This is a genomic window from Amycolatopsis cihanbeyliensis (genome assembly GCF_006715045.1).
Lineage (GTDB): Bacteria > Actinomycetota > Actinomycetes > Mycobacteriales > Pseudonocardiaceae > Amycolatopsis > Amycolatopsis cihanbeyliensis.
Genome location: NZ_VFML01000001.1, coordinates 479,998 through 504,429, shown reverse-complemented (window position 1 = coordinate 504,429; position 24,432 = coordinate 479,998). Strand labels below are relative to the sequence as shown.

Annotated in this window: 27 protein-coding genes; 16 read left to right on the top strand and 11 right to left on the bottom strand. The window is 69.2% G+C overall.

Annotated features, from left to right (window positions below; all coding sequences use genetic code 11):
• The first annotated feature begins 46 nt into the window (after nucleotides 1-46).
• Genes FB471_RS02005 through FB471_RS01995 form a run of 3 tightly spaced genes read left to right on the top strand, consistent with a single transcriptional unit; the run spans nucleotide 47 to nucleotide 2,695 of the window.
• Nucleotides 47-634 carry an ArsR/SmtB family transcription factor gene (locus FB471_RS02005; protein WP_141995652.1) on the top strand — a complete coding sequence of 196 codons (588 nt, stop codon included), beginning with the start codon at nucleotides 47-49 and terminating at the stop codon, nucleotides 632-634.
• Nucleotides 631-1,896: an MFS transporter gene (locus FB471_RS02000; RefSeq protein ID WP_141995651.1), complete on the top strand. Its 1,266-nt coding sequence runs from the start codon at nucleotides 631-633 to the stop codon at nucleotides 1,894-1,896. The genes FB471_RS02005 and FB471_RS02000 overlap by 4 nt, the downstream gene beginning before the upstream one ends.
• Nucleotides 1,871-2,695, top strand: coding sequence for a metallophosphoesterase family protein (locus tag FB471_RS01995; RefSeq protein ID WP_141995650.1), 825 nt, complete (start codon nucleotides 1,871-1,873; stop codon nucleotides 2,693-2,695). Before FB471_RS02000 ends, FB471_RS01995 begins: the two co-directional genes overlap by 26 nt.
• A gap of 71 nt (nucleotides 2,696-2,766) precedes the next feature.
• On the opposite strand, the gene FB471_RS01990 is transcribed toward FB471_RS01995, so the two are convergent.
• Complete coding sequence (locus tag FB471_RS01990) at nucleotides 2,767-3,594, bottom strand: PAC2 family protein (RefSeq protein ID WP_142001487.1); 828 nt, start codon at nucleotides 3,592-3,594, stop codon at nucleotides 2,767-2,769.
• Nucleotides 3,595-3,871: 277 nt separating this feature from the next.
• Here FB471_RS01990 and FB471_RS01985 point away from each other — a divergent pair, with 277 nt between their 5' ends.
• Nucleotides 3,872-4,573, top strand: a complete 702-nt coding sequence (locus FB471_RS01985; protein ID WP_281287379.1) for an HAD family hydrolase — start codon at nucleotides 3,872-3,874, stop codon at nucleotides 4,571-4,573.
• An 8-nt stretch (nucleotides 4,574-4,581) separates the two neighbouring features.
• Here the strand turns inward: FB471_RS01985 and FB471_RS01980 are convergent, their stop codons facing one another.
• Both FB471_RS01980 and FB471_RS01975 read right to left on the bottom strand, forming a co-directional pair.
• Nucleotides 4,582-5,388, bottom strand: a complete 807-nt coding sequence (locus FB471_RS01980; RefSeq protein ID WP_141995649.1) for a class I SAM-dependent DNA methyltransferase — start codon at nucleotides 5,386-5,388, stop codon at nucleotides 4,582-4,584.
• Between the two features lie 92 nt (nucleotides 5,389-5,480).
• The gene (locus FB471_RS01975) at nucleotides 5,481-6,908 is read right to left on the bottom strand and encodes a carotenoid oxygenase family protein (protein ID WP_141995648.1); all 1,428 of its coding nucleotides are present in this window, start codon (nucleotides 6,906-6,908) and stop codon (nucleotides 5,481-5,483) included.
• A 156-nt stretch (nucleotides 6,909-7,064) separates the two neighbouring features.
• On the opposite strand from FB471_RS01975, the gene FB471_RS01970 reads away from it, so the two are divergent.
• Nucleotides 7,065-7,328, top strand: a complete 264-nt coding sequence (locus FB471_RS01970) for a phosphoribosyl-ATP diphosphatase (protein ID WP_141995647.1) — start codon at nucleotides 7,065-7,067, stop codon at nucleotides 7,326-7,328.
• An 8-nt stretch (nucleotides 7,329-7,336) separates the two neighbouring features.
• The gene (gene hisG, locus FB471_RS01965; protein ID WP_141995646.1) at nucleotides 7,337-8,182 is read left to right on the top strand and encodes an ATP phosphoribosyltransferase; all 846 of its coding nucleotides are present in this window, start codon (nucleotides 7,337-7,339) and stop codon (nucleotides 8,180-8,182) included.
• A gap of 24 nt (nucleotides 8,183-8,206) precedes the next feature.
• On the opposite strand, the gene FB471_RS01960 is transcribed toward hisG, so the two are convergent.
• From FB471_RS01960 to FB471_RS01950, 3 genes are all read right to left on the bottom strand, one after another.
• On the bottom strand, nucleotides 8,207-9,148 hold the full coding sequence (locus FB471_RS01960) for a ParA family protein (RefSeq protein WP_141995645.1): 942 nt from the start codon (nucleotides 9,146-9,148) through the stop codon (nucleotides 8,207-8,209).
• A gap of 70 nt (nucleotides 9,149-9,218) precedes the next feature.
• Nucleotides 9,219-10,007 carry a thioesterase family protein gene (locus FB471_RS01955; RefSeq protein ID WP_141995644.1) on the bottom strand — a complete coding sequence of 263 codons (789 nt, stop codon included), beginning with the start codon at nucleotides 10,005-10,007 and terminating at the stop codon, nucleotides 9,219-9,221.
• A complete protein-coding gene (locus tag FB471_RS01950) occupies nucleotides 9,997-10,890 on the bottom strand; it encodes a RecB family exonuclease (RefSeq protein WP_141995643.1) in 894 nt (297 codons plus the stop codon). Before FB471_RS01950 ends, FB471_RS01955 begins: the two co-directional genes overlap by 11 nt.
• An 87-nt stretch (nucleotides 10,891-10,977) precedes the next feature.
• On the opposite strand from FB471_RS01950, the gene FB471_RS01945 reads away from it, so the two are divergent.
• Complete coding sequence (locus FB471_RS01945; protein WP_141995642.1) at nucleotides 10,978-12,135, top strand: site-2 protease family protein; 1,158 nt, start codon at nucleotides 10,978-10,980, stop codon at nucleotides 12,133-12,135.
• 63 nt (nucleotides 12,136-12,198) lie between these two features.
• Nucleotides 12,199-13,026, top strand: a complete 828-nt coding sequence (locus FB471_RS01940) for a tRNA (adenine-N1)-methyltransferase (protein ID WP_141995641.1) — start codon at nucleotides 12,199-12,201, stop codon at nucleotides 13,024-13,026.
• Nucleotides 13,027-13,104: 78 nt separating this feature from the next.
• Here FB471_RS01940 and FB471_RS01935 read toward each other — a convergent pair whose 3' ends face one another.
• Together FB471_RS01935 and FB471_RS01930 are read right to left on the bottom strand one after the other, a co-directional pair.
• Nucleotides 13,105-13,929: a hypothetical protein gene (locus tag FB471_RS01935; RefSeq protein WP_141995640.1), complete on the bottom strand. Its 825-nt coding sequence runs from the start codon at nucleotides 13,927-13,929 to the stop codon at nucleotides 13,105-13,107.
• 40 nt (nucleotides 13,930-13,969) lie between these two features.
• Nucleotides 13,970-14,800 carry a hypothetical protein gene (locus tag FB471_RS01930; protein WP_141995639.1) on the bottom strand — a complete coding sequence of 277 codons (831 nt, stop codon included), beginning with the start codon at nucleotides 14,798-14,800 and terminating at the stop codon, nucleotides 13,970-13,972.
• 406 nt (nucleotides 14,801-15,206) lie between these two features.
• Between FB471_RS01930 and arc the strand changes: the two genes are divergently transcribed.
• From arc to FB471_RS01895, 8 genes are all read left to right on the top strand, one after another.
• Nucleotides 15,207-17,039 (top strand): proteasome ATPase, encoded by a 1,833-nt coding sequence (gene arc / locus FB471_RS01925; RefSeq protein WP_141995638.1) that lies wholly within the window; start codon nucleotides 15,207-15,209, stop codon nucleotides 17,037-17,039.
• A gap of 197 nt (nucleotides 17,040-17,236) precedes the next feature.
• Nucleotides 17,237-18,268, top strand: coding sequence for a glycoside hydrolase family 5 protein (locus FB471_RS01920; protein ID WP_141995637.1), 1,032 nt, complete (start codon nucleotides 17,237-17,239; stop codon nucleotides 18,266-18,268).
• Between the two features lie 52 nt (nucleotides 18,269-18,320).
• On the top strand, nucleotides 18,321-18,701 hold the full coding sequence (locus FB471_RS01915) for a hypothetical protein (RefSeq protein ID WP_141995636.1): 381 nt from the start codon (nucleotides 18,321-18,323) through the stop codon (nucleotides 18,699-18,701).
• Between the two features lie 59 nt (nucleotides 18,702-18,760).
• On the top strand, nucleotides 18,761-19,024 hold the full coding sequence (locus tag FB471_RS01910; RefSeq protein WP_141995635.1) for a hypothetical protein: 264 nt from the start codon (nucleotides 18,761-18,763) through the stop codon (nucleotides 19,022-19,024).
• Nucleotides 19,025-19,035: 11 nt separating this feature from the next.
• On the top strand, nucleotides 19,036-19,686 hold the full coding sequence (locus FB471_RS33920; RefSeq protein ID WP_170220669.1) for a hypothetical protein: 651 nt from the start codon (nucleotides 19,036-19,038) through the stop codon (nucleotides 19,684-19,686).
• Nucleotides 19,683-20,042, top strand: a complete 360-nt coding sequence (locus FB471_RS33915) for a site-specific integrase (protein WP_170220668.1) — start codon at nucleotides 19,683-19,685, stop codon at nucleotides 20,040-20,042. The genes FB471_RS33920 and FB471_RS33915 overlap by 4 nt, the downstream gene beginning before the upstream one ends.
• Nucleotides 20,043-20,254: 212 nt before the next feature.
• Nucleotides 20,255-20,470 carry a hypothetical protein gene (locus tag FB471_RS01900; RefSeq protein WP_141995633.1) on the top strand — a complete coding sequence of 72 codons (216 nt, stop codon included), beginning with the start codon at nucleotides 20,255-20,257 and terminating at the stop codon, nucleotides 20,468-20,470.
• Nucleotides 20,471-20,773: 303 nt separating this feature from the next.
• Nucleotides 20,774-21,493 carry a VOC family protein gene (locus FB471_RS01895; protein ID WP_141995632.1) on the top strand — a complete coding sequence of 240 codons (720 nt, stop codon included), beginning with the start codon at nucleotides 20,774-20,776 and terminating at the stop codon, nucleotides 21,491-21,493.
• 602 nt (nucleotides 21,494-22,095) lie between these two features.
• Here FB471_RS01895 and FB471_RS01880 read toward each other — a convergent pair.
• From FB471_RS01880 to FB471_RS34785, 3 genes are all read right to left on the bottom strand, one after another.
• Nucleotides 22,096-22,659, bottom strand: coding sequence for a dihydrofolate reductase family protein (locus tag FB471_RS01880; RefSeq protein ID WP_141995631.1), 564 nt, complete (start codon nucleotides 22,657-22,659; stop codon nucleotides 22,096-22,098).
• Between the two features lie 138 nt (nucleotides 22,660-22,797).
• Nucleotides 22,798-23,025, bottom strand: coding sequence for a hypothetical protein (locus FB471_RS34790; RefSeq protein ID WP_246076203.1), 228 nt, complete (start codon nucleotides 23,023-23,025; stop codon nucleotides 22,798-22,800).
• 409 nt (nucleotides 23,026-23,434) lie between these two features.
• Entirely contained in the window at nucleotides 23,435-24,235 is an 801-nt protein-coding gene (locus FB471_RS34785; protein WP_141995630.1) for a class I SAM-dependent methyltransferase, read from the bottom strand.
• Between the last annotated feature and the right edge of the window lie 197 nt (nucleotides 24,236-24,432).

Sequence of the window (24,432 nt, the reverse complement as noted above, 5' to 3'; positions counted from 1 at the left end):
TGAAAGATATATTTCGAAATAACTCTTTCAGGTATGGGGGGCTGACATGACCAACCTGCCACCGCGCCGGCGAACCAGGGACGCGGAGCTGATGCGGGCGCTGGCGCATCCGCTGCGTGCCTCGCTGCTCAGCTACCTGAGCGCGGTGGGGCCGCGCACGGCGAGCGAGTGTGCCCGGGCCGTCGACTCGACCGCGTCCAACTGCAGCTGGCATCTGCGACAGCTGGCGCAGTACGGCCTGGTGGAGCCTTCCGAGGGGGCCGACGGCAGGCAGCGGCCGTGGCGGGTAGGCCAGGTCGGGCTGGACATCGGAGCCTTCGACGACGATCCGGCGGTGCGGGTCGCCCAGCTCGCCGTTGCGAGTACGGCGGCGAGGGAGGAACAGGAGCTGACCACGCGGTTCCTGGACACCGCGCGGGAACTCGACCCGGAGTGGCAGCGTGCCAGCGCGTTCAACACCTACACGCTGCGCGTCACCCCGGCCGAGCTCGACGCGCTGGTGGCGGCGGTGGACGCGCTGATCCGTCCCTATGTCAGCACCATCCGCACCGACGCCCCCGCCGACGCGCGGCCGGTGCACGCGGGTCTGCGCGCCTTTCCGCGGATCGAGGCGGACGGGAGACCGAGCTCGTGAGGGGCCCCGAGGTACTGCGCGAGCCCGGGTTCGCCCGGCTGTGGCTGGCGTCGTTGTGCTCGGAGCTGGCGGAGTGGATGCTGCAGGCCGCCTTGCCGGTTCTGGCGTACCAGCTGACCGGATCGGCGACCTCTACGGCTGCCATCATGGTGCTGGGACTGCTGCCCGCGGTCGTGCTGAGCCCACTGGCGGGAGTGCTGGCCGACCGCTGGGACCGGCAGGTGCTGCTCCGCGTGGTCTGCGCAGGCCAGGGGCTGGCCGCGGTCCCGCTTGCCGTCGGCGGTGCCGACCTCACGGTGGTGTACCTGGTCATGGCCGCGCAGGCCGGGTTGGCCGCCGCGTTCGAGCCGGTGCGCGGCGCGCTGATTCCGGAACTGGTGGATGCCCGGCTGGTCACCGCGGCCAACGGGCTGATGGGGTTCAACGGGAGTGTGGCCCGGTTGGCGGGCGCGTCCGGCGGCGGGCTGTTGCTCGGGTTCGGCGGCATGGGCTGGCTGGTTGGCGGCTACCTCGCCGCGTTGCTGGTCGCCGGGCTATTGCTCATTCCCCGGTTCACTGCCGGGACCGCCCGGCCCGAGCCGTCCGGACGCCGGTCGATGCTGCGGGATTGGCTGGCCGGGGTCGGCATGATCCGGCGTGCGCGAGTGCTGCGGCTTACCGGCGTGGCGCTGGCGCTGATGTCGCTGGCGCAGGGGATGTTCCTGGTGTTGTTCGTCCTGTTCGTGCTTCACTCGCTCAGTGGGGGACCGGCGGAGGTCGGTGTGCTGCGCGGTGTGCAGGCCGTGGGCGGCCTGGTCGCCGGCATCGCGGTCGCCACCCTGGTTCGCAGGGTGGCCCCTGCGGCCCTGCTCGGCTGGGCGACACTGGCACTGGGGCTGATGTCCCTGCTGATCTGGAACGGCCCGGCGCTCACCACGGCCTTCGGGCTGTACTTGGGGCTGTTCGCGGTCGCCGGTGCGCCCGCCGTGGCTGCCACTTCCGGGCTGCTGGCGGTGGTGCAGACCGCCGTGCCGTCCACGCTGACCGGCCGGGTACTGAGTGCGGCGTTCGCCGGGATGGCCGGGTGCACCGCGGTGGGCATGTGGGCGGCCGGTGCCCTCGCTGGTCGGTTGCCGCTCACCGGGTTGCTTGACGTGCAGGCTTGTCTGCAGATCGTGGCCGGCCTACTGGTGCTGTGGTTAGTGGTGTGGCGAAACGGGGGGCGAGATCGGCGGGACGGCAGCTACGGTGGTCGGCGTGCCACACCTGTTCGCCACCAGTGACCTGCACGTCACCCACGATGGGAACGCGCCCGTCGTCGACACGATCCGACCGGAGACACCCGAGGACTGGCTGATCGTCGCCGGTGACGTCGCGGAACGGGTGCCCGCGATCATCGACACGCTCGCGATGCTGCGCGAGCGGTTCGCGAAGGTCGTCTGGGTTCCCGGCAACCACGAGCTGTGGACGACGAAGGACGACCCGGTGCAGGCGCGGGGGCAGGCCAGGTACGAGGAGATCGTGCGCCGCTGCCGCACCGTTGACGTGCTCACCCCGGAGGACGAGTACGCGGTATGGGAGCACGCCGGGCACCCGCTGACCATCGCCCCGCTGTTCCTGCTCTACGACTACACCTGGCGCACGCCCCAGGCCGAGGGCCTGCCCGTGGCCGAGGCGCTGGAGCAGGCGAAGGACGCCGGTGTGGTCTGCACCGACGAGTTCTTCCTGCACCCCGATCCCTATCCCAGCCGGTCGGAATGGTGCGCGCGCAGGCTGAAGATCAGCGGCGAGCGCCTCTCCGCGGTCCCCGCCGATCACCGCACGATCCTGGTGTCGCACTGGCCGCTGCACCGGCACCCGACGGCGCCGCTGTACTGGCCCGAGTTCGCCATGTGGTGTGGCACCGAGGAGACCGCCGACTGGCACCTGCGTTACCGTGCCGAGATCGCCGTCTACGGCCACCTGCACATTCCGCGCACCACCCATCAGGACGGGGTGCGGTTCGAGGAGGTCTCCCTCGGTTACCCCCGGGAGTGGCGTCGACGCACCCGCGGCGCGGTCCCGTTACGCCGGCTCCTGTAGCCCCGGGCGCACCGCAACGGGTGGGCGTCCGCGACGCGGCGCGCGCGTCTCGCCCGAGCCGCCGCCGGCGTTCAGCGGCCGGTCGGTCCCGGCCCGTCCGGCCTACGTCGCCGCAGGTAGCGCTCGAACTCGGCGGCGATCTTGTCGCCGCTGGTCTCGTCGAGGGTGATCGCCGCGTCCCCGCGTTCCTCGAGGGTACGCACGTACTCGCTGATCTCCTCGTCCTCCTCGGCCATCTCGCTGACCGTCCGCTGCCACTCCTCGGCCTGTTCGGGCAGCGCGCCGAGCGGGATCTCCACGTCGAGCACGTCCTCCAGCTTGTGCAGCAGGGCGAGGGTGGCCTTCGGGGAGGGCGGGTGCGAGACGTAGTGCGGGACGGCCGCCCACACCGAGACGGCCGGGATCCCGGCGTTCACGCAGATGTCCTGCAGCACACCGACGATCCCGGTGGGTCCCTGGTAGCGGTTACGTTCCAGGCCGAAGCGGTTCGCCGCTTCGGCGTCGTAGGCCGTCCCGGTCACCGGCACCGGACGGGTGTGCGCCGTGTCGGCCAGCAAGGCGCCGAGGGTGACGACGGTGGACACCTGGAGCCGCTCGATGTGCTCGACCAGCTCGGCGCAGAAGGCGCGCCAGCGCATGTTCGGCTCGGGGCCCTGCACGAGCACGATGTCCCGGTCGACGCCCTCCGGCCGGCATACGGCGAGCCGGGTGGTCGGCCACTCCACCCGGCGGGTGACCCCGTCCACCATGCGGACGGTGGGCCTGCTCACCTGGAAGTCGTAGTACTCGTCGGGATCGAGCTCGGCCAGCGGATCGGCGTCCCAGTTGAGCTGGAGATGCTCGAGAGCCGTGCTGGCGGCGTCGCCCGCGTCGTTCCACCCCTCGAAGGCCACCACCATGACGGGTTGGGACCCGGCGGGGCCTGCTGCTCGCGCCGGCCGCCCGGCGGTGTCCTGGGCTTGGTCGTCTGCTGATTCGTCGGGGGACTTGCTCACAACGTCAGCCTACGACCCCGGCGAACCCGCCGGAGACCCGTAGGCTGGTAGGCGTGCCGGACTGCCCCCTACCCGCTGCTCGCGGCCCTGCTCACCCGGGGCGTGTCCGGGCCGGCGGGGGCCGGACACGCTCAGTATGCGGCCATGCGCGGCCTGAACCGACGACCTTGGGAGAGCAATCGTGACCGAACCGTCCGCTGTGGACGGCGAAGCCACCGTGCCGGCCGCCGTGCTGTGGGACATGGACGGCACGCTGGTGGATTCGGAGAAGCTGTGGGACGTGGCGCTGTACGAGACCGTCGAGCGGCTCGGCGGCACCCTCACCGACGAGCAGCGAGCGAGCCTCGTCGGGTCCAACATGGACAGTACCGCGCGGTATCTCCTCGAGCTGGCGGGGCGGGAGCGCACCCCGAGCGCGATCGCCGAGCTGGGGGAGGGGATCCGGCGACGCACGGCCACCCTGTTCGCCGACGAGCTGCCGTGGCGTCCCGGTGCCCGGGACGCGCTGGTCGCCATGCGCGCGGCGGGGATCCCGGCCGCGCTGGTCACCTCCACCGAGCGGGCACTGACCGAGCTCGCGTTGAACACGATCGGGCGAGAGTTCTTCGACACCACCGTCTGCGGTGACGAGGTGGGCGGGCAGAACAAGCCGCACCCGGCGCCCTACCTGCTCGCCGCGCGGCGGCTCGGCGTGGACCCGACCCGCTGCGTCGCCGTCGAGGACTCGCCACCCGGCGCGGAGTCGGCGGTGGCCGCGGGGTGCGCCGTGCTGGTGGTGCCGAACGACGTGGCGGTGGAGCCCGGTGAGCGGCGGGTCTTTCGCGGCTCGCTGGTGGGTGTGGACGTCGGCACGTTGGCCGCTTGCCTGCCCGAGGCGGGCTGAGCCGGCCGTCAGGGCAGGAGATCGACCGGGATGTCGGCGTGCTTGGTGCCCACGATCGCCACGTAGTGCAGCGGCTCGCCGCGCACGTCGACCCGGTGCCGGTAGCGTTCGGTGGACCTCGGCTGCAGCAGGCCGTGCTCCTCGCAGGCCCGGACCAGGCGGGCGAACCCCGAGGTGTCCTCCGCCGAGAGGAACCGGTCCTTGATGGTGAACGCGATCCAGCCGCCCTCGCTGATCCGGTTGAAGGCGGCGCGGAAAGCGGCGGGAGGGATGTCGGCGTAACCGAGCGCGGCGACGCAGCACAGGGTGTTGAGCTCGGCCGAGCGCAGCGCGCCGTCCACCTCCGCAGGCGGGGTCACCACATCGGCGATGTGGTAGGCGTCATACACCCGCGGACGGTCGCGCCGCGCGGCCTCGGCCGCCTCGGGAATGATGTCCACGCCGACCAGGTGACCGGCGCCGATGTTGCGTAGCTGTTCCCCGACCAGGCCGTTGCCCGCACCGAGGTCGAGCACGCGCAACGAGGCCGCGTCCACGTTCTGCCGTTGCAGTTCCTCCTTCAACAGCTTGCCGACGACATCGGGGGATCGGCAGTCCAGAATATCGTGGAACAACTGCTCGTAGAGTCCCGGAATGCGGTAGATCTCCGCGTAGTCGTGAAAGCGGATCTTGCGCCAGTTCCCGTCCAGGAAAACCGAGCAGTACTCGGCGTCCTGGTCGATGTGCTCGGACCGCCGGGGTAGCTCGATCTCCAGTTCGCGTCGGCGGGACGAGGCCACGCCGTCGTTTCCGGTTGGCAACTGGTCGCTGTGCATACCACTTCTTTCCGTTCCGGTGTGCGGTTCGGAAAAGAAGTCAAGTGCACCGGGAACGGTAGGTCAACTGCTCGGGCCGGAAGTGGTCCAGTTCACCTGGCGCGGGTGAACTGGCCGTGGAAGCCGAACGGAATCGGGTGCGGAACCTCGGCCCTGGCCAGTTCGCCGAACGAGCGAGCGTCCAGTACCACCAACAACGACCGGTCCGCGGCCGGGTCGAGTACCACCGACAGCGCCACGCCCTCGTCCTCCTCGGTCGCGTTCGGCGCCGGCACGAACACCGGCTCCCCGGGGTAGGTGCCCGGCTCGCGCCACACGATCGTGCGACCGGTGCGCGTGTCGAGCTTGACCAGCTGGTTGAAGAAGTCGGCGAGCTCGGCCGCACCACGGTCGGCACCGACGCCGTAGGTGTAGCGGTAGGGGCGGCCGTTGCGCCGCCGGTAGTCGATGGTGGGCAGCTCGAGCGGTTCCTCGGACAGCCTGGTGGACCGCACCCGACCCGAGTCGAGTTCGACCCGGTGCCGCACGGGCCGGGCCGGCGGGATGCCCTCGCCCGCGCGCAGGCGGTCCAGGTACAGCGCGTCCACGATCGTGGCGTCGTGGTACTGGCTGAGGTCGAGGACGACCGTGTCACCTTCCTCGAAGGCGTTGATGTGGTGGAACGAGAACAGCGGCTCGGTGCTGGTGTCGGTGCGGATCGCGCCGGTGCGCGAGTCGAGCACGACGATCCGGGTGCCCAGCTCCGGACGCCACCGGTAGTTGGCGATGAACGGCTGGTTGCGCAGCAGGAAGGACAGCGGGTTGACCACCAGCGGGAAGATCATCAGCACCACGTGGTGCTCGGTGACGGCGAAACTGTGCAGGTAGCCCGGCCTGTCCGTGGGTACCGTGCCGATCAGCTCGCGGCGGTTGCCGCCCGCCTGCCGGTACACCTGGTACGCGCTGGTCCGGCCGAACCGCAGCAGGTAGTTGACCAGGTCCCCGGTGGTGGGGTCGGCATGCGGGTGTGCCGTGGTCACGTTGCCGCGCAGCGAGTCCTGGTAGCCGGATACGCGCAGGGTTTCCAGGGTCTCCGGGTCGAACTCGACGGGAAGCGGCAGCTCGGTGAGGGCCACGGCGTGCTCGCCGCCGAGCTGCACGTTGACGTTCGGGTTCGGCACGGCGACCCGGCGGAACTGCGTGAAGAAGCGGCTGAACAACGACTGGCACGGGTCGGTGGCGAACTCGCTGTAGGCGATCCGACCGTCCGACCGGACCGACCTGCTGCTCGGGGTGTCCACGTACCGGTTGCGGTAGCCGACCCGGCCGTTGTCGAGTTCGAACCGGTGCAGCATGGCCTGACCGTCGAACCAGTGCCGGAACGAGCCGTCGCGCCAGTCGAAGGCGGCGGGGCCGTTGCGGATGAGGGAGCCGTTCAGCCAGTGCGGCAGCTCTCCGGACACGGGCAGCGCGTCCACCACCCGTTCCCGGTCGAGGGTGCGCAGGCCGGTGGTGAACGTGGACTGCGTGCTGGTGGTCATCGGCGGCCTCCGGGGCGAGAAGAGCAATAATAACACCGTTACGTCATTAGTAACAGTGTTATGGATGGCTGTCAAGGGTGTACCGGACGTGACCGGCGGCTTAGCGTCCTGGGCCAGTCGGCGGGCTGACCGGGACAGATGAAAGGATCAGCGCTCGTGAAAACCTTCGACGAGCTGTACGCGGAGCTTGCCGAGCGCGCCAGGAGCCGCCCGGAGGGCTCGGGCACGGTCGCGGCGCTGGACGCGGGCGTGCATGCCCAGGGCAAGAAGGTGCTCGAGGAGGCGGGTGAGGTGTGGATCGCCGCCGAGTACGAGTCCGACGAACGGCTGGCGGAGGAGATGTCCCAGCTGCTGTATCGAGTGCAGGTGCTCATGCTCGGCCGCGGCATCTCGGCCGAGGACGTCTACCGTTACCTGTGAGGTAGGAAATGCTGCGTGTCGCGGTACCGAACAAGGGGGCGCTCGCCGGGGCCGCCTCGGCGATGCTGGCCGAGGCCGGTTACCGGCAGCGGCATGAGCAGCGCGACCTCACGGTGCTCGACACCGTGCACGAGGTCGAGTTCTTCTTCCTGCGCCCCAAGGACATCCCGCTGTATGTGGGTTCCGGTGAGCTCGATCTCGGCATCACCGGCCGGGATCTCGCGCTGGACTCCGGTGCGCCGGTGACCGAGTTGCTGGAACTCGGGTTCGGCGGCTCCACGTTCCGCTACGCGGCACCCGTCGGCCGGGACTGGACGATTTCCGCTCTGGCAGGCAAGCGGCTGGCCACCTCCTACCCTCGGCTGGTGCGTGACGACCTGGCCCGGCGCGGGGTGGAGGCCGAGGTGATCCGCCTGGACGGGGCCGTGGAGATCTCCGTGCAGCTCGGCGTGGCGGACGCGATCGCGGATGTCGTCGGCTCGGGCCGCACGTTGCGCCAGCATGATCTGGTGGCCTTCGGGGACCCGATCTGCGTGTCCGAGGCGGTGTTGATCCGGCAGACCGACGGCGAGCAGACCAAACCGAAGGCCCAGCTGACCGCGCGGCTGCAGGGTGTGGTGTTCGCGCAGCAGTACCTGATGCTGGATTACGACTGCCCCCGCGAACTGCTGGACAAGGCCATCGCGGTCACCCCGGGCCTGGAGTCGCCCACGGTCGCCCCGCTGGCCGATGCGGACTGGGTGGCCGTCCGTGCCATGGTCTCGAGGAAGAAGGCCAACCAGATCATGGACGAGCTGGCCGAACTCGGCGCGAAGGCGGTGCTGGCCTCCGATATCCGGTCCTGCAGGCTGTGACCGCGGCGCGGCAGGGGCAGCCGGTCAGCGCGGTGGGCGGGGTCGTTTCGGCATCAGGTCGTAGAGCTTGCGGCGGGAGCCGTTGTCGTTGACGTCCCGAGCGTGCGAGACCGAGGCGATGAAGTCCTCGAACACGAAGTCGTCCTCGTGCTCGGCGGGGATCGGCGGCGGTGCGGACTGCTGTGCCCCGGCCAGTTCGACGGCGTGGGCGATCTGCCGGAAGGCCACCGCCTGGACCGTCTCCGGGGCGAAGGTGGTGACCGGCATGCCCCGTGCGGCCGCCTCGTTCATCACCACCCCGAGGGGCACGTGTGCAAGCATCGGGAGGCCGAACCCCTGCAGGTCGTTCAGCGCGGCCAGCGCGTAGGAGGAGATCGGCCTGCGGTACAGGCCGGGAACCAGCCCGTAGTAGGCGACCGGTGGCCGGTTCACCATCGTCTCCACGTAGCTGATCTGTTCGCGCATCAGCCGCAGCGCCCTGATGCTGGTCCGGTCCGGCTGCACCGGAACCAGGATCCCGTGGGTGGCCACGATCGCATTGTTCGTGAGCACATCCAGCGCGGGTGGGCAGTCGATGATCACGTGGTCGTAGTTGGCGAACTGGATGACCCTGGCAAGCTGCCAGCCGGGCACCCGGAACTGGTCGAGCCGCCGGATCAGGTCGAACATGCCCGGCGAGGTCGGGATCACGTCGAGCGCCCCACCTCGCGCGATGTTGGACCGCTGATGGGGTACCACCAGCTCCTCGACCGGGCCCTTCCACATTTTGGTGAGGGCCTTGGCGAGGGTCGGCGCCTGCGGGGGTGGTTCGGGCAGCCCGAGCAACTCCGTGGTGGCGTGGCCCTGCGGGTCGAGATCGACGAGCAGGGCCCGCCGACCGCGTTCCGCCAGTGCGGCCGCTAGCCCGACGCTGAGCGAGGTCTTGCCGACCCCGCCCTTCTGGTTGACCACCGAGGTGATCTGCATGCCACGGAACTCCACGCTGTTGGTTGTGCAGGCAGGTTAGTAGATCGTGCCGCACTCCGCCGGGAGGCGCTCAGCGTGTCCGGACGAGCAACGCCTGCGCACCGGTCCCGATCTGCCCGGAAGCGTCATACAGTCGGGTGCTCGCGGTCCCCAGGCCGGAAGGGCCGATGATCGTGTCGGCTTCCATCCCGGTCCAGGACCCGGACGGCAGGCGGTGCAGGTGCACGGTCAGCTCGGAGTTGATGAACAACCACTGCCTCGGGTCCAGCCGGTTGGACACCCCGCTGCCGGAGTCGGCCATCGCGAACAGCCGTTGCAGTGAGGTAGGTCGCTCGCCCTCGACAAGGGCCACTCGTTGCCGCACCCACACCGTCGCGGGCCCCGGCCGGTCCAGCCCGCCCGCCACGACACGCCACTCCATGGCGTCGATGTAGCCACCGTGGAAACCCGGTGGCCAGGCCGCCGTGGAATCGGCGGGCAGTGGGATCGGTTCGGCGGCACCCGCGGCCACGGCCGCGGTGTCCGAGGCGGTGATCCGCCATGCGGTCGCGCGGGCCACCGTGCGGCCGTCCGCGGCCAGTTCGGCGGCGAGCAGCTCGACCGAGCGGCCAGGACGTTCCACCCGGGCTCGCACGGTGAGCTCGGCCAGCGGCGCCGGTCCGAGGATCTCCACGGTCACCCTGGCGAGTTGCCGCTCCCGGTCGGTCGGGAGGTCCTCCAGCGCGCGCACCAGCAGGGCGGAGGGTGGCCCGAAATGCTGCGCGTTCGGGTCCCACGGCCCGGCCGTGTGCTTGGTGGGCCGGTACCGGTCCTGTCCGCGCGCGAGGTAGAACGCGCCGGGCTCGCGGTCAGTCGGCACGATCGAGCGGGCTCTCGTCGCCTGCGTCCGGTTCCGGCCATCCCGGGTACTCCGGTGGGGTCCCGCCGAACGAGGGACACCGGGACTGGTGGTCGCACCAGCCGCACAGCTTGCTCGGGCTCGGCCGGAAGTCCCCGGTCCGGCCGGCGCGGAGGATGGCCTGCCAGATCGCCTCGAGGGTGCGTTCGAACCGGCGCAGCTCGGGCTCGTCCGGGGTGTAGGCCAGCGCCTGCCCATCGGTGAGGTACATCAGCTTGAGCTGGCGGGGCACGACGCCACGCAGCCGCCACAGCACCACGGCGTAGAACTTCATCTGGAACATCGCCTTGGCCTCGCCGATCTCCCTCGGCGCCGCGCCGGTCTTGTAGTCCACCACCCGGATCTCACCCGTCGGCGCGACATCCAACCGGTCGATGTAGCCGCGCAGCAGCACCCCGGAGCCCAACTCGGTCTCCACATGCACCTCGCAGGCCTCCGGGTCGAGCCGCCGCGGGTCCTCGAGGCCGAAATAGGAGTCCACCAGCTTCGCCGCGGAGTCCAGCCAGCTCGAGATTTCCTCCTGGTCCTCGTCCGGGAACAGCTCGGTCCATTCCGGACGTTCCTCGGACAGCTCGGCCCACGCGGGCTCGAGCAGTTCCTTCGCCTTCTCCGGCACCCGCTCGGCCTGTGGCAGGGCGAACAGCTTCTCCAGCACGGAGTGCACCAGCGTGCCCCGGAGCTGCGCCCTGCTCGGTGCCTCGGGGATCCGGTCGACCGCGCGGAACCGGTAGAGCAGCGGGCACTGCTTGAAGTCGGCCGCGCGAGACGGGGAAAGCGCGGGGCGGCGGCCTCGTGGCGGTTCGTCCGTCGGCGATGGCTCGATCGCTGTCTGTGTGCCTGCCATGCCGTGCACCCTAGGCCAGAGCACCGACACCACACGCGTCCGGCGCGCATCACCCCGTTCGCACACCAGACCTCTTACCCTGGACGAATGGCCGCGAGCAGCGAACACAGGCCGGGGGGCTCCGGGAGGCGGGCCGCCGTGGACGGCGGGTTACTGCTGTTCCGGGTCGACGGCGTCCCGGTGCTGCTCGCCCCGTCCTGGTGGATCGGCTCGCTGCTGATCGTGGTGCTCTACGCCCCGCTGGTGGACGAGTTGCTGCCGGGTGCGAGCGCGGGGGCGTCCTGGACGCTGGCGGCCGCGTTCGCGGTACTGCTCGGGCTGTCGGTGCTGGCGCACGAGCTCGGCCACTGTGTGGTGGCCCTGCGCCTCGGGATCCCGGTGCGCAGGCTGCGGTTGTTCCTGCTCGGCGGGTTGTCCGAGGTCTCCCGCACCCCGCGGCAGCCCCGCCATGAGGGGCTGGTCGCCGGGGCGGGGCCGGTGGTGTCCCTGTTGCTGGCCGCGCTGTGTGCCCTGCTGCTGCTCGCGGTGCCCTCCGGCGGGCCGGTGTGGTTGCTGGTCGCGCAGTGTGCGGTGGCGAACCTGGCCGTCGGGGTGTTCAACCTGTTGCCGGGCCTGCCGCTGGACGGCGGCAGGCTGTTGCGGGCCGGGGTGTGGTCACTCACCGGCACCCGGGAGCGCGGCACCAGGGCCGCGGTGGTCGGCGGCGGGGTGGTGGCCGCGGGGCTGCTGGTGTGGGCGCTGTGGGGGCTGGCGACCGGTAGCCCGGACCGCTGGCTGAGGCTGGGGGTCTGCGTGGTGACCGCCTGGTTCGTGGCGATCGGGGCGAGTAGGGAACTGGCCCAGGAGGGCCGCCGGAGCTGGCCGGACGGCCTGGAACTGACCGACCTGGTCCGCCCGGTGCTCCAGCTGCCCGCGGAGAGCCCGGTGGCCGACGCGCTGGCCGCGGCCGCGGGCCGGGGCGTGGTGCTGGTGCGTGCCGACGGCGTGGCCGCCGGGCTGCTGGACGAGCGGGCCGCGGAGCAACTGGCCGAGGGCACCCCGCAGGCTCCCGCCGAACTGGCCGCCGAGCCGATCAGCGCGGAGACCGTGTTGCTGTCCTCGGAGCCGGGGGAGGAGGTGGCCGAACGGGTCCGGGACACCCCGGCGTGGCAGTTCCTGGTGGTGGACGAGGAGGGGCGGCCGTCCGGCGTGCTGCACCGGGACGACCTGCGCGCCGCGCTGGCGTCCGGCCGCCGTCCCGGCTGAGGACACGGCGGCGCGATCTGCGACGATCAAGCGCTGGTTTGTTCGCGTGATCGTGGAGGTGTCGTGTCCGCAGGGGGACCGTTTCGTGCCGGTGACCGGGTGCAGTTGACCGACCCCAAGGGACGGCACCACACACTGGTACTCGCTGACGGCGGCCAGTACCACACGCACCGCGGTGCCCTTGCACACGACGACCTGATCGGCAAGCCGGAGGGCTCGGTGGTCACCTCGGTCGGTGGTACCAGCTACCTGGCGTTTCGCCCGCTGCTGGCGGACTACGTGCTGTCCATGCCGCGGGGCGCGCAGGTGATCTACCCGAAGGACGCCGCCCAGATCGTGATGTGGGGCGACATCCGCCCCGGCGCCAGGGTGCTCGAGGCCGGGGCCGGTTCCGGCGCGTTGACCTGCTCGTTGTTGCGGGCCGTCGGCCCGGAGGGCGGCGTGACCTCCTACGAGGTGCGCGAGGACCATGCCGAGTACGCCACCCGCAACGTGCGGACGTTCTTCGGCGAGCTCCCGCCGAACTGGACGTTCCGGGTCGGCGACCTTTCCGCGCACACCGGCGAGGTGGACCGTGTGGTGCTGGACATGCTCACGCCGTGGGACATGCTCCCCACGGTGGCGGAGAACCTGGTGCCCGGCGGCGTGCTGGTGGTCTACGTCGCCACCGTGACCCAGCTTTCCTCGGTCACCGAGGCGTTGCGGGAGCAGCAATGCTGGACCGAGCCGCAGTCCTGGGAGACGCTGATGCGCCCGTGGCACGCGGTGGGGCTGGCGGTGCGTCCCGAACACCGGATGGTGGCGCACACCGCGTTCCTGCTGATCACCCGCAGGCTCGCGGACGGGGTGACCCCACCGCGGCCACGCCGCCGCCCGAGTTCACGTGGATGACGTCCTGGTCGTCCTGGTCGTCGTACCAGGCCCCTCGCACCAGGCCGTCAGGCTGCGGCCGTCCGCTGTCGAAGCCGCTCATCCGGGAGTACTGGTTTGCGGACTGTTCGGCGACTGCTCGGGAACCGCCTCCCAGTTGTAGTCCGCACACCATTGGTCGCCCTGCTTCTTCAGCTTGAACGGAAAATCCTTCTGTTCCCTGGGGCTCTTGCCGGTCATGATCCCCGTGGCGCTGCTTCCCTGAACTGTCGGCGGCTGCTTTACCGTGAACACCGCCTTCTCGATGCGGGCGGCCGCGTCGAATCGTGCCGCCTGCTCCTCGGTCGGTTTCTTGCACGCCATGGGGGCGAGGTTGCCGCTCTGCCCGCTGGTCAGCGCGCTGGCGTAGTTCTCGGCAAGCTGAGCGGTGACCTGGGCGTCGCCGCCGGCCTCAGGGGTGGCGGTGTCCTGGCTCGGCCCCGGCTGGTTCGTGGGCGGGGCGGCCGTGCTCGTCCCGGGTGGGGCCGCCGCCGGGTCATCGGCGTCCGATGTTCCGTCGTCCTTGCCGGTGAGCCAGATGATGAGGGCGGCGGCGCCGCCGATGACGAGGACGCCCGCGATGGCGAGTCCGGCGATGAGTCCGGTCTTTTTCTTGGGTGGTGGTCCGCCGGGGCCGCCGGGGTAGCCGCCTGGTTGTTGTCCGTACGGGTCGTAGCCGGGTTGTTGCTGGCCGTAGGGGTCGGGCTGGCCGAACTGCTGCGTCGGGTACGGCTGCCCGTACGGGGGCTGGCCCTGCGGCGGGTACGGGTGACCGCCACCGGGTTGCGGCCGCGGGGCCGGCTGCGGTGGCTGCCCATAAGGACCCTGCTGACCGTAGGGATCCGGCCGGCCGTACGGACCCGGCTGCTGCGGCGGGTAGGTCATCGCTGGTCAGCTCCTTGCGAGAGGGCGCGGACGGGTAGGCTCAGCCGGAGATGCACCACCGGCCGGAGGTCTTCGCGGCCTTCAAGGTGTTTCGTTCGGTCTGGTCCTGGATGGTGATCTCGAACGGAATCTCCGCGCTGTCGCCGTCGATCGTCGGATCCCCGACCACCCGCGCCGTCAGGTTCGCGTTGAAGGCGTCGTCGTTGACGTTCTCGGGCTTGCAGGTGATCTGCCTGGCCAGGTTGCCGTCCTTGTTGTTGATCGCCTCGGCCGCCTGCTCGCCGAGGGTGCGCACCTGCGCGACGTCCTCGGCGGAGCCACCGGATCCGCTGTCGGAGTCCCCGCCGGGCGAACCGGTACCGGATGGAGCCGTACTGGCGTCGCCGTCGCCGTCGTCCGGGTTCGGCGCCGGGATCTGCTGGGAGCCGGTGCCGTCCGTGGTGGGTGCCTGCTCGGTGGTCTGGTTCGGCTGCGCCTGGTTCTGGTTGTCGGCGCCTTCGTCGTCCTTGCCGGTGAGCCAGATGATGAGGGCGGCGGCGCCGCCGATGACGAGGACGCCCGCGATGGCGAGTCCGGCGATGAGTCCGGTCTTTTTCTTGGGTGGTGGTCCGCCGGGGCCGCCGGGGTAGCCGCCTGGTTGTTGTCCGTACGGGTCGTAGCCGGGTTGTTGCTGGCCGTAGGGGTCGGGCTGGCCGAACTGCTGCGTCGGGTACGGCTGCCCGTACTGCTGGGTGGGATCCGCGGGGTAGCCGCCGGGTTGTGGCTGCTGCGGCTGAGGCCCGCTGGGCGGGAATCCGCCTGGTTGCTGCCCCGGCTGGCCGGGCTGCCCGTACGGGCCCTGCGGGCCGGGTGGTTGCGGCGGATAGGTCATGTCTGCCCCTTACTACCCTTACTCGCTCGTGCGACATCTGCGGGATCCCGCTTCCGCTGGGCGGATGAGGGCCCGATGCTAGCGTGCCCACGGGCGGGCACGTGCCGGTTCGGGTCACCTCACCGGCCCGCTCGAGTTCCCCCAGTGGGCGTTTTGTCCGGTCCGACTCCTCGGTTGGTCCCTGGCCTTGGTCCCTGGTCACTGCCTGGCTGCCCCGTGGCTGCCTGCCGTCGTGCCAACGCACCGTAGCGGGCGCGCCCGGGCGGGTCGTACCGGGATGGCCTCTTGCGTGGCCGGATGGACCTGCTCGCGACCGCGACGCGCCGATCCTGTGATGCGGATAGGGCTTTCCTTGTCGGTGATCGCCGGTACCGTGGGAAGAAATGCATTCCGAGGAGGTGCCGAGATGCAACAAGACCTTCCCGGAGGTCGGCACGAGGAGGCTGACCCTTCAGATCCGAACGGTACCGGAGCGTCGGGAGCCGCGGATGCGTCTCCCGACGAGCAGGCGAGGCAAATCCGGTTCCTGCAGGAAGAGGTCGCGCTGCTGCGGCGCAAGCTGACCGACTCGCCACGGCAGAACCGCGTGCTGGAGCAGCGGCTCGCCGAGGCTTCGGAACGCGTGAGCCAGCTCACCGAACGGAACAACAAGCTGGTCGAGACCCTGCGTGAGGCGCGAGGCCAGCTGCTGGCGCTGCGGGAGGAAGTCGATCGGCTCGCGCAACCGCCGAGCGGTTACGGCGTGTTCATCGCGGCATACGAGGACAAGACTGTCGACGTGTTCACCGCGGGCAGGAAGATGCGGGTGGCCGTATCACCCGCGGTGGAGGTCGAGTCGCTACGACGAGGGCAGGTCCTCCGGCTGAACGAGGCGCTGACCGTGGTCGAGGGCGGCGAGTTCGAGCGCACGGGTGAGGTCTGCGGCCTGCGTGAGGTGTTGCTCCCGGAGGTCGAAGGCGGCCCGTCCCGTGCGCTGGTGGTCGGCCACGCGGACGAGGAACGGGTGGTCTGGCTCGCCGACCCGCTGGTGGACGAGACGCTCAAGCCGGGTGACTCCCTGCTGGTGGACTCGAAGGCGGGCTACGCATACGAGCGGGTGCCGAAGGCCGAGGTGGAGGACCTCGTGCTGGAGGAGGTGCCGGACGTCCGCTACGAGGACATCGGTGGCCTCTCCCGGCAGATCGAGCAGATCCGGGACGCCGTGGAGCTGCCGTTCCTGCACGCCGACCTGTACTACCAGTATCAGCTGCGGCCGCCCAAGGGTGTGTTGCTGTACGGCCCTCCCGGGTGCGGGAAGACGCTCATCGCCAAGGCCGTCGCCAACTCGCTGGCGAAGAAGGTCGCCGATACGCGCGGGGAAGGCGGCGGAAAGGGTGCCGACGCCAAGTCGTACTTCCTGAACATCAAGGGCCCCGAGCTGCTCAACAAGTTCGTCGGCGAGACCGAGCGGCATATTCGGATGATTTTCCAGCGGGCACGGGAGAAGGCTTCCGAAGGTACCCCGGTGATCGTGTTCTTCGACGAGATGGACTCGATTTTCCGGACCCGCGGCAGCGGGGTCTCCTCCGACGTGGAAACGACCATCGTTCCCCAGTTGCTCTCCGAGATCGACGGTGTCGAGGGGCTGGAGAACGTGATCGTGATCGGCGCATCCAACCGGGAGGACATGATCGACCCCGCGATCCTGCGTCCCGGCCGGTTGGATGTGAAGATCAAGATCGAGCGTCCGGACGCCGAAGGCGCCAAGGACATCTTCTCCAAGTACCTGCAGGACGGCCTGCCCGTGCACGCCGACGACCTCGCTGAGTTCGGCGGCGACACCAAGGCCACGTTCGACGCGATGATCCAGCACACGGTCGAGCGGATGTACGAGGAGAGCGACGACAACAGGTTCCTCGAGGTGACCTACGCCAACGGGGACAAGGAGGTGCTCTACTTCCGCGACTTCAACTCCGGCGCGATGATCGAGAACATCGTGGACAGGGCGAAGAAGTCGGCGATCAAGTCGGTGCTGGAGACGAAGCAGCCCGGGCTGCGGGTTCAGCACCTCCTGGACGCGATCGTGGACGAGTTCGCGGAGAACGAGGACCTGCCGAACACCACCAACCCCGATGACTGGGCCCGGATCTCCGGTAAGAAGGGCGAGCGGATCGTGTACATCCGCACCCTGGTCACCGGCAAGAACCAGGACTCCGGTCGGGCGATCGACACCGCGAGCAACACCGGCCAGTACCTCTGAGCTGCCGTCTCGGGCCCGGTTCCCCACGCGGGAGCCGGGCCCGTTCGCGTATCCGGACATCTTGACGGTCATCCACGGGGTGGTTAACCTCTGCTTATTGGGTAGGAACCTTTACAAATGAGGATCCTGCGCGATTCCGCCGCCAGTGCACTCCAGCCACGCCCCCCCGGGTGTGGTCCCTGCGTGAGGAGGAACTGATGAGGTGGCAGACGCGCATGCGCACACTCGCCGCGCTGGCCGCGGTGGTCATCCTGCCCGGCACGATCGCCCAAGCCGCACCGGACGACACCGCTGCGGTCGCGGGGGAGAGTGCCGTCGCGGCCAACGGGAAGCTGTCGGTGTGCGGCGTTCGGCTGTGCGACAGCGGTGGCGAACCGGTGCAGCTGCGGGGGATGAGCACGCACGGGTTGCAGTGGTACGCCCACTGCGTGACCGACGGCTCGCTGGACGCCCTTGCCGGGGACTGGCGGGCGGACGTCCTTCGGCTGTCGATGTACATCCAGGAAGGCGGCTACGAGACGGATCCACGCGGGTTCACCGACCTGGTCGACCGGTTCGTCGAGGAGGCGACCGAGCGCGGCATGTACGCGATCGTCGACTGGCACATGCTCAGTCCCGGCGACCCGTACCACAACCTTTCCCGGGCTCGCACCTTCTTCACCGAGATCGTCGGCAGGCATCGGGACAAGGACAACGTGCTCTACGAGATCGCGAATGAGCCGAGTGGGGTGAGCTGGTCGCGTATCCGCGGCTACGCCGAGGAGGTCATCCCGGTGATCAGGGCGCAGGACCGGGACGCCGTGGTGCTGGTCGGCACCCGTGGCTGGTCCTCCCTTGGCGTGTCCGAGGGAGGCGACGAGAGCGAGATCATCGCCGACCCGGTGCGGGCGGAGAACATCATGTACACCTTCCACTTCTATGCGGCCTCACACGGCGACCACTACCTGGACACGCTCGCCAGGGCGGCCAGGGAGCTGCCGGTGTTCGTCACGGAGTTCGGTACCCAGACCTACTCCGGGGACGGCGGCAACGACTTTGGGATGGCGCAGCGATACCTCGACCTGATGGCGCAGCGGAAGATCAGCTGGGTGAACTGGAACTTCTCCGATGACCACCGTTCCGGCGCGGTCTTCGAGAAGGGCACCTGCTCGGCGGGGGGACCGTGGACCGGCACCGGCCCGTTGAAGCCGGCCGGGGTCTGGGTACGCGACCACATCCGAGCGGGGTAGTACCGCGGCGTGTCGCCCCATCCCATCGTATAACGTCCTATACGCTCCGGCTATGGACGATGTGCAGCACACCTCCCCGCGCGCGCCGATCACCGCCGCCGAGGTACTGACCTGGCTGGAGGACACGGCCGAGGCGGCGCGCGCGGGGGAGGTGTCACCGGAAGACCTGATCGCCCTGCTCGGCGAGTTGCGACAGGCCTCGACGGCCTGCGCGAACGCCTCGGACTGGACCCTGCTCGCCGCCCGCGAGGCCGGGGCCAGCCTGCGGCAGATCGCTCCCGTCTTCGGTAAGGGGTACGTGCGGGCACCGGCCGCGAGGCTGGAAAAGTTGCACCGGCAGGTGCTGAACTCCGAGCAGTTCCTCGAGTTGATGGGGCGGCATCGGAATGCGGGAGATCTATCGACCGGACTACGGGGCGACACGCCGGGGTAGCCGACGCACACGGCTGATGTTGATCGGTAGACCTCACACACCTTGATCGAGAAGGTGGTGTGAAGGTGTTCGATGACGTGGTGATGCTCGCCGAGGCCCGCGCGGCCATCGACCCCGACGGCTTCCGGAGCCTTGAATCCCATGCCGACGATGCGGCGGGCTGGGCCAGGTCAGACGCGCTGAACAAGGTCACCTGGATCGTGATCCGCAAGGGCGGCCTCGTCCGCGACATCACCGTCGGCGACTGCGTCGAGCTGACGAAAGCGTTGCAGGAGCACCATTTCCGGGCAGCGCAGGCAGGCCGCTGTTCTACGCGCTGCTGAAAAAGACTGGCGTGCTCCCGGCGGCGGCGCCCGAGCGGTTGCGGGTGCTGCGGCTGGACGGACGCCGCAGCGTCGAGCAGATCGTCGACGGCTACGGCATCGAGTGCCAGCCCGTCCGCGATCTGCTGGTCGAGTACCTCACCGAGCGATCCCCCGAACTCGATCACACCTCGCTGAGTTCCATCGCCCGATGGGCCGCCGACGATCCAGCACGATGGGCGCGCTGGGTGGTGCCATGCCCCATCAAGGCCGCCGAGGTGACCCTGAAGAAGGCCAACTCGCGGGTCAAAGCGCGGATGGACCAGCGGACCAGGACCCGGCTGCCGCTGCTGCCCGCGTTGCTGCGCGCCGCCGAGCGGCAACGCAAGGACGCCGAAGCACACATCAACACCGCCGGGACCATCGCCGCCGGAGGCCGGTTCACCGCCGGCGGCCAGGAGTTTCAGCGGTGCCGCCAAGGTGGGTCCGGCCGGGTCTACGCTGTCGACCTGGCCACCGACCGGCGGCGGGACCTCACCCACGAGGAATCGGCCGCGTTCTGGTCATGGGTAACCGTGGAAGTGTTGCGGCACAACGGAATCCGCATCGAGGAGATGCTGGAACATCCAAGACCGACGCGGAGCGGCTACTTCTGGTCTCGCCCGGGCTCGGGGAGGTCTTGACCGCGATCATCTTCCGGGGCCGGGCGGGCAAGGCCGCGCTGCCACTCGTGTCCGCCTGCGACGTGTTCGAGCAGACCTGGAGCCCGCCGATGCCGTTCCTGTTCCAATGGCGCTTCGGCACCGAGGACCGGCCACTCACCCGCAGCTACCTCCGAGAGTGCCTCGTCGCCACGTCGCAGGCCGCCCAGATCACCGGCGCCGACCGGCCGCTGGAGTGGCGCCCCCACGATTTCAGAAGGATCTTCGTCACCGACGCTATCCGCTCCGGATTGCCGCCGCACATTGCGGCCAAGGTCTGCGGTCATTCTACTGTGGACACAACGATGGGATACGCGGCGATCTACCCGAGGACGTGATCGCGCACCATCGAGCGTTCGTCGCCCGACGCCGAGCCGAGCGGCCCAGCGAGGAATACCGCGACCTCACCGCCGGAGAATGGGACGACTTTCTCGCCCACTTCGCGCTGCGAAAAGTGGCTCTCGGAACATGCGGCCGCGACCACGGAACCCCTTGTGCGCACGAAAACGCCTGCGTCAGATGCCCACTACTCCGGGTCGACCCGGCTCAAATGCCACGGCTGGTCGAAATCCACGCCACTCTCGTGGACCGGCTTCAGGAGGCCAAGGACCAAGGCTGGCTCGGCGAGGTCGCCGCGATCGAAACCACCATGGCCGCTGCGGCGCAAAAACTGGAAACGATGCGCGACCTCGCCGCCCCCAGCAACGCTGCCCTCCTCGGCATGCCCGACATCCGCACCTCAACCGGCCGGTCCAGCCCAGACTGAACAGCCCTGGCCATCGTCCTCGGGCGACACGCCCGAGGACACATCAACACAAGATTCTTTCTGGTCACCCTCCGTGAGTCAGACTCCGCATTGCGGCGAACCCCACCGTTCAAGATCATTTCGGTTAAGATCTGTCACCAGGTCTCGGTGGGCGGCGACACGCACACGCTCGTGCTCAGGACCGTCCTCTGCCTTAATTGCGTTGCGTGGCAGTCCCCGAGCGCTTAGCGTTGCCTTCCTCATGGGCAGGGGTGCGTGCCCTGTCTGCGGCCGTGAGTCAGCAAATCGGAGATGGGGAACGGGATGACTTCTAACCTCCTCGCGGTCTGCTTTGATGCGAACGCCCCGCTTCGTCTCGCGCGCTTCTGGGCCGGCGTCCTGGGCTGGGAGATGGCCGGCGCCCACGACGGCATCGCGCTCCTGCCGAGCGATGACACCGGGTTCCGGATCCGATTTGTTTCGACCCAGGAGCAGAAGGCCGGCCAGAACCAGATGCACTTCGATCTGACGAGCACATCCCTCGAGGACCAGCAGCAGACGGTGGCGAGGTCGCTCGGACTTGGTGCCCGGCATATCGACATCGGTCAACGCCCGGAGGAGGGTCATGTGGTGCTCGCCGACCCCGAAGGCAATGAGTTCTGCGTCATCGAGCCGGGCAACAACTTCCTTGCCGACTGCGGATTCATCGGAGCGCTTGCGTGCGACGGTTCGCAGGACGTCGGATACTTCTGGAGCAAAGCGCTGGGCTGGCCGATGGTCTGGGACCAGGACCAAGAGACCGCGATCCGCTCGCCGCGCGGTGGTCCGAAGATCACCTGGGGCGGTCCGCCACTGAAGCCGAAGACCGGGAGGAACCGGCTGCATTTCGACCTCGCTCCACCTGTTGACGGTGATCAGCAAGCGGAGGTCGACCGTCTCGTCTCGCTCGGGGCGACTCGGACCGACATCGGCCAGGGCGAGGTCAGCTGGGTGGTGATGGCCGATCCCGATGGCAACGAGTTCTGTGTGTTGACCCCCCGATAGCGCGACCAGATCCGAGAGGCGGCGACACCGATCCACCGCGGGGCGACGCCAGGTCGTTCGAATCACCCGCGTCGCTGAAATCGTCAGACCGCCCGGATCTGCCGCGAAGCGGTACAGCCAGGCTGCCACCTTGCGCTGCATTGCAGCAGCCGCGACACGCCCGAGTGTCATGCTCCGTGAAGATTCCAATGATCACCCTGCGCTACCACACGCTTCCGACCTGGACGCGAACCTACTCCAAGATCATCTCGGTTAAGCCCGCATCCGCTGCCCCAGCCTTTGCCTGGACCCAACCGCCCGCCCACGACTGGTCGAGATCATCGCCAACCTCAACGACCGCATCGACGAGGCCAAACTCAACCGAACGGCTCGCGAGGCAGGTCCCGCCACGGGATCCCGGTCCGGTTACCGGTAGACGATCCCCTCGACGGCCCTCCGGTCATGATGAAACGGGCGACCACGACGCCCCTCGTTCGAGGGCAGCGACGGCTCGATCCGCTCCCACCGCTCATCGGACGATGACTGAAACCGCGACGACCTCACCCGCGCACATCATGCCGTGATCTCGCGGGCGAGTTCTGACCCGCGCAGCGGAATCGCGCTCAATGCCTCTCGTACCTGGTCAGGACCATCCCACCGGGAAACGCCCGCGTCTCCACCAGGTTCAGGTTCACCCAGCTGTCCAGCGTGGTGAAAAACGGCGTGCCGCCGCCCAGCAGGACCGGATGGGTGACGATCTCGTACTCGTCGACCAGGCCAGCCCGCATGGCTGCCCCGGCCAGCGTTGCACCACCGACCCTCATCGGCCCGCCGTCCTCGGCCTTGAGCCGGGTGATCTCGGCGATCGCGTCGCCAGTCACTATGCGGGTGTTCCAGTCGACCTTGTCGATCGTCGTGGAGGAGAACAGCACCTTCGGCGTGTCCCGCCAGTTCCGCGCGAACTCGATCTCCGCCGGAGTGGCGCCCGGCTGCTGGTCACCGGTCGACCAGTAGGAACTCATCGTCTCCCACAGCCTGCGCCCGTACAGGAACAGGTCGATCGCCTGCTCCCGCTCGAGCCACCACTGGAACAGCTCGTCACTCGGCCCGCTCCAGCCAAGGTCGCCGCCGGCCGTGGCGATGTAGCCGTCCAGGCTCAGGTTCATACCGTAGATCAGTTTCCGCATGGCGCCATCCTTCCGTCAGTCGGTCCGAGACGTATAGACAGGCGCGACGCAGGGAACTCATCGGTGCGAGCTCTCGGCTCGCACAGGTAGTCCTCATGTTCCGGACGCGGCGTGGCGTACGCACTCGCACCCCAGCAACTATTGAGGAGACACGCCTTGGATGCCGAACGGTGCGGCGTAGCGGACGGTGCCGCTGGGCAGCGGGTGGTCGGCGTCGAGGGTGAGGGCCGTCATGGCCTCGTCCGAGACGTCGATGCTGAGCCCGATGCCGTACCGGGAAGCGCGAGTGAAGCCGAACCGCGGGTAGCACGTCGGGTGTCCGAGGACGGTGACGAAGTACTCGCCCAGCTCCCTGGCGGCCTGCAACGAGGCGCGGATTGCCGCGGAGCCGGCGCCGGCCTTCTGGTACTCGGGCCAGACGGCGACGGGACCCAGGCACAGGGCCGGGTGTCGTCGATGTGGCAGCGGGTCAGCAGCGCGTGGCCGATATCGCGAGTGGTGGGGATGTCGGCGCTGGTCTCAGCACGTGTGATCCAGTTGATGCTCACGATGGATGGAGATCCGTTTCATCGTTGGTTCGTCTGTGTGTTGCCCCGCGAGCTCACGCTCCCAGCGCGGGCCCGGTGTTGTGTGCGCTGTTCGGCACTCTCCACAACGTCACACCCCACCTGGGGGTCCACATACCGTCACCAGCGTTCAAGGCGGACGAACGAACACGCGACAGTGGTTACGCGAGGATGCCAGCGTGCCGCCCCTTGCTGCGTCGCCGAATCCCCTATACGTCGCCGCTTCGGGTTCGTCCCAGCAACAACCGCACTTCCACCTGCTCGACGAACGGCGCGTACGGACGTAACGCACGCTCGATCCGCCTGGTGAACTCCGGTCGGCGGGCGGGGGAGGGGAGCTGGTCGGCCGCCATCGCCGAGTACACGCCGCCGACGATCTGCTCCGGATCCAGCTCGGCGTGATAGTCGACCCGGGCATCGCGGACGGTCAGGCCGGCGGCGACCATCGCGTCCCGGTACCCGCGCTGACTGGGCTCGTCGGTGCCGCAGGTGCGGGTGAGCTCGGTGTCGAGCAGCCGTTCCAGGCAGTCCCGCAGGGCGCGGGACCAGGAGCTGGACTGCAGCCACAGCGGGGTGCCGTTGGTGAGTACGGCGACGCCGCCGCCCGGCCGCACCATGCCCGCCAGTTCCGGGAACAACCGCTCGTGGTCCATCCAATGCAGCGCCTGGCCGATCGTGACGCAGCCGAGCCGGCGCGAACCGAGCAACGCCCGCAGCGCGGGAAGGTCGGTGTCGGCGCCGAGTAACCAGCCGATGTTGCCGATCCCACGCTCGGTCGCGGCCCGGCGTGCTCGTGCCAGCATGTCCGGTTCCGGGTCGACGCCGATCACGCCGGCCACCCGCGTGGCCAGCGAGCACGTCAGCTGGCCGGTCCCGCAGCCCAGATCTGCGGCGAGATCGGCGGTGGACAGACGGAACTCGTCGGCCAGGGTGTCGAAGACGGCGGCGGGGTAGCCGCGCCGGTACCGGTGATAGAAGTCGACCACGTCGCCGCTGAATCCAAGGCCCACAGCCTGCCCGGCGCACCGGGGAGGCGGAGCCGGTTCAGCCGTGGGCGAGCACGGATGGTTCTGCGCCCACCCACGACTGGTTATCGTATAACGACTTATACAGTCCCTCTTTTGGCAGGACATCCTCACCCCCACAGCAAACCGCGACTCACCTCCAACACCGCACAGAAGAGGAAGGATCGCTGCGATAACGTGCT

Excerpts from the sequence above, each read along its gene's own strand:
- FB471_RS02005 (WP_141995652.1), top strand. The coding sequence starts at position 47 with ATGACCAACCTGCCACCGCGCCGGCGAACCAGGGACGCGGAGCTGATG.
- FB471_RS01990 (WP_142001487.1), bottom strand. The coding sequence starts at position 3,594 with ATGGTGGTGGCCTTCGAGGGGTGGAACGACGCGGGCGACGCCGCCAGC.
- FB471_RS01980 (WP_141995649.1), bottom strand. The coding sequence starts at position 5,388 with ATGCACAGCGACCAGTTGCCAACCGGAAACGACGGCGTGGCCTCGTCC.
- FB471_RS01975 (WP_141995648.1), bottom strand. The coding sequence starts at position 6,908 with ATGACCACCAGCACGCAGTCCACGTTCACCACCGGCCTGCGCACCCTC.
- hisG (WP_141995646.1), top strand. The coding sequence starts at position 7,337 with ATGCTGCGTGTCGCGGTACCGAACAAGGGGGCGCTCGCCGGGGCCGCC.
- FB471_RS01960 (WP_141995645.1), bottom strand. The coding sequence starts at position 9,148 with ATGCAGATCACCTCGGTGGTCAACCAGAAGGGCGGGGTCGGCAAGACC.
- FB471_RS01950 (WP_141995643.1), bottom strand. The coding sequence starts at position 10,890 with ATGGCAGGCACACAGACAGCGATCGAGCCATCGCCGACGGACGAACCG.
- FB471_RS01945 (WP_141995642.1), top strand. The coding sequence starts at position 10,978 with ATGGCCGCGAGCAGCGAACACAGGCCGGGGGGCTCCGGGAGGCGGGCC.
- FB471_RS01935 (WP_141995640.1), bottom strand. The coding sequence starts at position 13,929 with ATGACCTACCCGCCGCAGCAGCCGGGTCCGTACGGCCGGCCGGATCCC.
- FB471_RS01930 (WP_141995639.1), bottom strand. The coding sequence starts at position 14,800 with ATGACCTATCCGCCGCAACCACCCGGCCCGCAGGGCCCGTACGGGCAG.
- arc (WP_141995638.1), top strand. The coding sequence starts at position 15,207 with ATGCAACAAGACCTTCCCGGAGGTCGGCACGAGGAGGCTGACCCTTCA.
- FB471_RS01920 (WP_141995637.1), top strand. The coding sequence starts at position 17,237 with ATGAGGTGGCAGACGCGCATGCGCACACTCGCCGCGCTGGCCGCGGTG.
- FB471_RS01915 (WP_141995636.1), top strand. The coding sequence starts at position 18,321 with ATGGACGATGTGCAGCACACCTCCCCGCGCGCGCCGATCACCGCCGCC.
- FB471_RS01900 (WP_141995633.1), top strand. The coding sequence starts at position 20,255 with ATGCCACGGCTGGTCGAAATCCACGCCACTCTCGTGGACCGGCTTCAG.
- FB471_RS01895 (WP_141995632.1), top strand. The coding sequence starts at position 20,774 with ATGACTTCTAACCTCCTCGCGGTCTGCTTTGATGCGAACGCCCCGCTT.
- FB471_RS01880 (WP_141995631.1), bottom strand. The coding sequence starts at position 22,659 with ATGCGGAAACTGATCTACGGTATGAACCTGAGCCTGGACGGCTACATC.